This window comes from Bordetella petrii, assembly GCF_020991325.1.
GTDB lineage: Bacteria > Pseudomonadota > Gammaproteobacteria > Burkholderiales > Burkholderiaceae_B > Bordetella_A > Bordetella_A petrii_E.
Genome location: NZ_JAJMLX010000267.1, coordinates 1 through 6,076, shown reverse-complemented (window position 1 = coordinate 6,076; position 6,076 = coordinate 1). Strand labels below are relative to the sequence as shown.

6 protein-coding genes are annotated in these 6,076 nt (G+C 65.6%); 2 read left to right on the top strand and 4 right to left on the bottom strand.

The genetic code is table 11. The features are described 5' to 3' along the window. Positions 1-153: 153 nt before the first annotated feature. Positions 154-1,095 carry an ornithine carbamoyltransferase gene (gene argF / locus LPZ50_RS20370; protein ID WP_230664399.1) on the bottom strand — a complete coding sequence of 314 codons (942 nt, stop codon included), beginning with the start codon at positions 1,093-1,095 and terminating at the stop codon, positions 154-156. Positions 1,096-1,207: 112 nt separating this feature from the next. Between argF and LPZ50_RS20365 the strand changes: the two genes are divergently transcribed. Beyond that, complete coding sequence (locus tag LPZ50_RS20365; protein ID WP_230664397.1) at positions 1,208-1,498, top strand: DUF3579 domain-containing protein; 291 nt, start codon at positions 1,208-1,210, stop codon at positions 1,496-1,498. 127 nt (positions 1,499-1,625) lie between these two features. On the opposite strand, the gene LPZ50_RS20360 is transcribed toward LPZ50_RS20365, so the two are convergent. From LPZ50_RS20360 to LPZ50_RS20350, 3 genes are all read right to left on the bottom strand, one after another. Next, complete coding sequence (locus tag LPZ50_RS20360) at positions 1,626-2,582, bottom strand: 2-hydroxyacid dehydrogenase (protein WP_230664395.1); 957 nt, start codon at positions 2,580-2,582, stop codon at positions 1,626-1,628. A gap of 92 nt (positions 2,583-2,674) precedes the next feature. Then, entirely contained in the window at positions 2,675-3,646 is a 972-nt protein-coding gene (locus LPZ50_RS20355; RefSeq protein WP_230664393.1) for a Bug family tripartite tricarboxylate transporter substrate binding protein, read from the bottom strand. 80 nt (positions 3,647-3,726) lie between these two features. Further along, positions 3,727-4,728, bottom strand: coding sequence for a tripartite tricarboxylate transporter substrate binding protein (locus LPZ50_RS20350; RefSeq protein WP_230664391.1), 1,002 nt, complete (start codon positions 4,726-4,728; stop codon positions 3,727-3,729). A gap of 206 nt (positions 4,729-4,934) precedes the next feature. On the opposite strand from LPZ50_RS20350, the gene LPZ50_RS20345 reads away from it, so the two are divergent. Further along, positions 4,935-5,864, top strand: a complete 930-nt coding sequence (locus LPZ50_RS20345) for a dihydrodipicolinate synthase family protein (protein WP_230664389.1) — start codon at positions 4,935-4,937, stop codon at positions 5,862-5,864. Positions 5,865-6,076: the final 212 nt, after the last annotated feature.

Here is a 6,076-nt window from a genome sequence, read left to right as displayed (position 1 = left end):
CGCCCTCGGCACGCTGCGCGTGCTGCCCCGCCGCCCAATTCGCCGGCGCCACCCGCCCGGGCGCCGCGGGACTGCGTCGGCTCAATCCCTTGAGGACCGTTCCGTGCCCGTCGCCAGTTGGAAGCGCGTAACGCTTCGAGGAGGGGCCGAAACTCAGTCGATGCGGCCCAGCAGCAGGAATTCCATCAGGGCTTTCTGCACGTGCAGGCGGTTTTCGGCTTCGTCCCAGACCACGCTTTGGGGGCCGTCGATGACTTCGCCGGTGACCTCTTCGCCGCGGTGGGCGGGCAGGCAGTGCATGAAGACAGCCTGGGTGTCGGCGGCGGCCATCATGTCGGCGTCCACGCACCAGTCGGCGAAGGCGGCGCGGCGGGCGTCGTTTTCGGCCTCGTAGCCCATGCTGGTCCAGACGTCGGTGGTCACCAGGTGGGCGCCGCGGCAGGCCTCGATGGGGTCGGTGAACTGGCGCAGCACGCCAGCCGGCGGGGTGCCGACGCGGGCCGGGTCGAGTTCGTAGCCGGGCGGGGTGGAAACATGCAGGGTGAAGCCCAGCATTTCCGCGGCGTGCAGCCAGGTGTACGACATATTGTTGGCGTCGCCGATCCAGGCCACCGTTTTACCGGCGATGGGGCCGCGGTGCTCGATGTAAGTGAAAATGTCGGCCAGGATCTGGCAGGGATGGAATTCGTTGGTCAGGCCATTGATGACCGGAACGCGAGAATGCGAGGCGAAGCGTTCGATGCGGGTTTGCTCGAACGTGCGGATCATGACGATATCGACCATGCGCGAGATGACGCGCGCCGTGTCTTCGATGGGTTCGGAACGCCCCAGTTGCGAATCGTTGGAGGTCAGGTTGATGACGGAGCCGCCCATTTGGTACATGCCGGCCTCGAACGAGACGCGGGTGCGCGTGCTGGCCTTTTCGAACACCATGGCCAGGGTGCGGTCGTGCAGCGGCATATGGGGCTCGTAGCGCTTGAACTTGTCTTTGATGAGGCGCGCGCGATCGAGCACATAGGCGATCTCGGCCGGGGAGAAGTCCCGGAACTGCAGGAAGTGCCGCAAGGGGCCAGTCTGGTGCGTAGGTGGTGTCATGACGGGAACCGCGAAGCCAAAAGACCAATCATATACAATTCGCGGCGCGGGCCGCATCTTTGCGCATGGCCGATCTGAACTCTGTGCAAACCGCCCGTGGTGAAAATAGCTCATGGCAACTCGCGTCAAACAATTCGTCATTCACGGTGTCACCGAAAGCGGCGCCCGGTTCCGTCCCAGCGACTGGGCCGAACGCCTGGCCGGTGTCATGGCCCAGTTCCGCCCGCCCGGCTCGGTGGGCGGCCACCTGACGTATTCCCCCTATGTGCTGCCCGTCATGATCGATGGGGTGCGCGGCATTGTGGTCGACCTGCGGCTGCGCGACCTGGAGCCCCTGGCTTACAAGTTCGTGGTCGATTTCGCCCGCGACAATCACCTGAAGACCGAAGAACGGGAAATCTGAGCCCGCCGCAGTTCGCGCCTGCGAAAACGCCGCAATGCAAAAACCCCCGAAGGCTGGATCTCGTCCAACTTTCGGGGGTTAATTCAAATTCGGGGCTTTCTTGCGGGCACGGCGGGATGGGGCCGGTTCAGTCCACCGGCGTGACCAGTTTGCCGCTGTGGAACCACGATTGCAGATTGTCCAGCATCATGTCTTCCATGGCCATGCGCGTTTCGTAGCTGGCGCTGCCGATGTGGGGCAGCAGCACGGTGTTGTCACTGGCTTTCAGGGCGTCGGGTACGTTGGGTTCGTGTTCGAACACGTCCAGCGCGGCGCCGCCCAGCTTGCCGCTTTCAAGCGCGCCGGCCAGGGCCTGTTCGTCGATGACAGGGCCGCGCGCGATGTTGACGATGATGCCCTTGGGGCCCAGCGCCTCGATGACCTCGCGGTTGACCAGGTGCCGGGTTTCCGGCCCGCCCACCGTGGCCACCACCAGGAAGTCGGTCCAGCGGGCCAGCTCGACCAGCGAGGCTTCGTACTGGTAGGGCACGTCGGTGCGGGCGCGGCGGTTGTGGTAGCGCACTTCCATGTCGAAGCCGTCGCCGCGGCGGGCAATGGCCTGGCCGATGCGGCCCAGCCCGATGATGCCCAGCTTTTTGCCGCTGACGCGGGTGCCCAGCGGAATACTGCCGTGCACCTGGCCCCAGCGGCCGGCGCGCACGTAGCGGTCGCCCAGCGTCATGCGGCGGGCGCCGGCGATCATCAGGCCCCAGGCCAGGTCGGCCACGCAGTCGGTCAGCACGTCGGGCGTGTTGCTGACCACCACGCCGCGTTCGCGGGCGGCTTGCACGTCGATGGTTTCGTAGCCCACGCCCCAGCTGCAGATGGCTTTCAGGTCGGGCAGCGCGTTGATGAGCTCGGCGTTGGCGCCAATGGATGCCGATGTCACCAGGGCCGTGATGCCTTTGCCATGCTCGGCCAGCGCGGCCTTGCGGTCGCCGTGCTTCCAGAGCTCGAAAACGTCATAGCCATCGGCCAGGCGCTGGTTGGCCGAAGGAGAGCCGGACAAAGAGCCGACCTGGAGAATGCGTTGCTTGGTGGTCATGTGCGTGTAGGGGTGGGTGGACAGAAGAACAAATGCTACTTGATTCGGCGCGCGCGCGGGACAGGCCGCGGCGCGCCGGGCGGCCCTGCGGGCTACTGCAACTGGATGCCGCCTTCCTTGATGACCTGCTTCCAGCGCTGGACTTCGGCCTGCTGGAACTTGGCGAAGTCCTCGGGCGAATTGGCAACCACCTCGAAGCCCAGGCCCTGCAGTGTCTTGGTGACGTCTGGTTCGCGCAGGGTCTTGCGCAGCGCGTCCGACAGGGTTTTCACCACCGGGGCCGGCGTGTCCTTGGGCACGGCGAAGCCCTGCCAGGAATACACCACCATGTCCTTGATGCCGGCTTCGGCCAGGGTGGGCACGTTGGGCAGTTCGGCGGCGCGCGCGTCGCCGGTGATGGCCAGGGCCTTCAGCTTGCCGGCCAGCACATGCTTCTGCACAGCACCCAGGTTCTGGAACGACACGTTGACCTGCGCGCCGAGCAGGTCGGCGATGGCGGCGGCGCCGCCGCGGTATGGAACATCCACGCCGGTGGTGCCGGTGCGCTGGCGAAACAGGATGGCCGACAGGTGGTCCGACGAACCCGTGCCGGACGAGGCATACGAGACCTCACCCGGATGTTTCTTGGCGTATTCCACCAATTCGGCCACGGTGTTGGGCGGGAACGAGGGCGGCGCGACCAGGATGTTGGGGTTGCGCACCGCCTGGGTCAGGTACTTGAAGTCTTTGCTGGGGTTGTAGGCCAGTTCTTTGTACAAGGCTTCGTTGATGGCAAAGGTGCCGATCGAGCCCACCATCATGGTGTAGCCGTCGGCGGGCGAACGGGCCAGCGCCTGGGCGCCGATGGCGCTGTTGGCGCCGGGCTTGTTTTCCGCCACGAAGCTCTGGCCCAGCAGTTTCTGCATGCCCGGCATGACGGAACGCGCCGTGATGTCCGACGAGCCGCCCGGCACGAAAGGCACGATGATGGTGACCGGCTTCTCGGGGAAGGATGCCGCCTGGGCCGTGGCGCCGCCCAGCAAAGCCAGGCCGGCGGTCGCGATAGCGCTGATCAGTTTGTTCACAATGTCTCCTGGTGCGCGTGTTGTTGGAAAGGCCGCCGGCCACGCGCCCCGGCGGCTTGGAAAGTGGCGAAACCGCCGCGCTAGTCTACGCGGGCGCCCGATTGTTCGACCACTTCGGCCCATTTCCGGGCTTCAGCGGCCATGAACTGCTTGAACTGCGCGGGGGTATTGCCCGACGGCACGGCGCCCAGCGTGGCGAAGCGTTCGCGAACCGCTGGAATCTGCAGCACTTTCGCGACGTCGCGTTGCACCTGTTCCACAATGGCGGGTGGCGTGCCGGCCGGAGCCAGCAGCCCGAACCAGCTGGAGGCGTCGTAGCCGTCCACCCCGGCTTGGGCCAGCGTGGGCACATCCGGCAAGGCGGGCGAACGCTCGGCGCTGGTCACGGCCAGCGGACGCAGCTTGCCTGCTTTCAGAAAGCCCATCGACGAGGGCAGATTGTCGAATATCAGGTCGGCCGAGCCGCTCATGACGTCGGTAAGCGCCGGGCTGCTGCCCTTGTAGGGCACGTGCGTCATCTTGGTGCCGGTCATGGCCTGGAACAGTTCGCCCGACAGGTGGGTGGACGTGCCATTACCGGTGGAAGCCATATTTACCTTGCCAGGATTGGCCTTCAGGTAGGCAATCAGGTCGGCCACGGACTTGATATTGTGCTTGTCGGCGAATGCCGGGTTCAGTTCAAGGATATTGGGCACCGGAATGACCAGCGTCACCGGCGTGAAGTCGCCCACGGGATCGTAGGGCAGCTTGGCATATACCGACTGGTTGATGGCATGGGTGCTGACGGTGCCCATCAGCAGGGTATAGCCATCGGGCTGGGCGCGCGCGGCCTCGGCGGTGCCCACATTGCCGCCCGCGCCAGCCCGGTTCTCGATGACCACCGGCTGGTTCCAGGCCTTGCCCAGTTCCGTGGCCACCACGCGGGCCGCGATATCGGTGGTGCCGCCCGCGGGGAAGGGAACCAGGATGGTGACTTGGCGCGACGGATAGGCGTCGGCCGCCTGGGCTGCGGCCGCCGCCGCGAGTGTCGCGGCCATGGACAGCCCGGCCAACAGGGCGCGGACAGGTTTCTTGACAAGCATGCAGTGTCTCCTCGGTGTGCGCCCGGCGGCGCATCGTGGCGGTTCGTCTTCGTTCCGCGCCGGCCCGGACTGCGGGCCGCCGTGGGTAAGTCCGGCGTTGCCGAATTCTTGTAAGACAAATATAGGTATTGAGGTTTTACTTGTCAACCAAGTATACTTTTTTCAACCATCGCTTTCTGCCAACCAGGATTCCAGGAGTCATCGTCATGAAAACCACCCCGGTCACCGCCGCCGACCTGCAGCGTTCCGTCATTGCCGTTCCGCCGTTGGCGCGCCGGGCCGATCTGTCGCTGAACGAGGATGCCAACAAGGCATTGCTGCGCCACCTGGAACAGGGCGGCGTGCGCAACGTGATGTACGGCGGCAATGCCAATTTCTACAACGTCGCCGTGAGCGAATACGCGCAGTTGGTGGATTTCCTGGCCGAGACGGCCGGCGACGACACCTGGGTGCTGCCTTCCGCGGGCCCGGACTACGGCAAGCTGATCGACCAGGCCGCCATCCTGCGCACGCGCGCCTTTCCCACCGCCATGCTGCTGCCCATGTCGTTCCCCTACACCGATGCAGGGCTGGCCGACGGCGTGCGGCGTTTCAGCGACGCGCTGGGCAAGCCCGTGGTGGTGTATCTGAAATCGTCCGGCTACCTTCAGCCCGATACTGTGGCCGGCCTGATCGATGAAGGCCGCATCGTGGCGCTGAAGTATGCCGTGGTGTGCGACGAACCGGCCAACGACCCCTATCTGTCCGCGCTGCTGCAGGCCGTGGATTCGCGGTGGCTGGTCAGCGGCATCGGCGAGCGCCCCGCCATCACCCATTTCCGCCAGTTCGGCCTGAAAAGCTTCACGTCCGGATCGGTTTGCGTGGCGCCGCGCGGTTCGATGCGCCTGCTGCAACTGCTGCACGAAGGGCGTTTCGACGACGCCGAGCAGGTGCGCCAGCGCTACCTCGGTCTGGAAGACTGCCGTGACGGAATCAGCCCCATACGCGTGCTGCACGATGCGGTGACACTGGCCGGCGTGGCCGACATGGGGCCCATGCTGCCTCTGCTGACGGGCCTGTCCGAGGCCGAGCGGCAACAGGTGGCGCCAGTGGCGCGTGCCTTGCTCGAGTGGGACAAAGAGCCTGCAACGGCTTGAATCCTGGCACTTGCGCGGCTCTGGCAGCCGCGCAATTCCTTTGCGCCGGGCCGCCCCCAAGGGCAGAAAGCCCCTGCGGGTTTTTCGAGAATCAACCGGAGACAGACATGCAGGATGCCGACGCACGGCCGCCACAGGCCACTTCCACCGCAGTATGCCCCGGCGGCACGCCGACCGATCCCGTGCGCCGACAAATTGGCCCAGGCCTGGCT